This window comes from Shewanella sp. M16, from assembly GCF_018224605.1.
In the GTDB taxonomy this organism is placed as follows: Bacteria; Pseudomonadota; Gammaproteobacteria; order Enterobacterales; family Shewanellaceae; genus Shewanella; species Shewanella oncorhynchi.
Genome location: NZ_JAGTUL010000126.1, coordinates 1 through 402, shown reverse-complemented (window position 1 = coordinate 402; position 402 = coordinate 1). Strand labels below are relative to the sequence as shown.

At 45.0% G+C, this 402-nt stretch carries 1 protein-coding gene; it reads right to left on the bottom strand.

Features of this window, described 5'->3' with window-relative positions; all coding sequences use genetic code 11:
• Positions 1 to 402: IS982 family transposase (locus tag KFE26_RS23695; RefSeq protein WP_212601923.1), on the bottom strand; the 402-nt coding region annotated here is incomplete at both ends.

Here is a 402-nt window from a genome sequence, read left to right as displayed (position 1 = left end):
TTTCAATTGATAGGCGATGAGCCCCGCAATCATATTGAGCATAAAACCATGCACGCTGCGGTGTCTAGAGTGCTCTATTTGAGAGATATTTTTTAACTGGTCGTTGATGGTTTCTATGATGAAACGTCTCGACAGCATCGCTCTATCCCACAACGACATCGCCTTCGCTTTCATATTCTTACGCACGTTCGTCACCAACTGCACGCCTTTCTCAAGCAATTCACTGGACAGCGCTTTACTGATATACCCTTTATCAGCATAGAGTTTATTCATGTCACTGTGCACCATCTCATTCACCTGTTTTGTGTCATGTACATTCGCTGGGGTCACTTTGGCCGCCACGATTCCGCCTTGATGATTCACAATCAAATGCAGCTTAAAGCCATAGAACCAACCCATGGT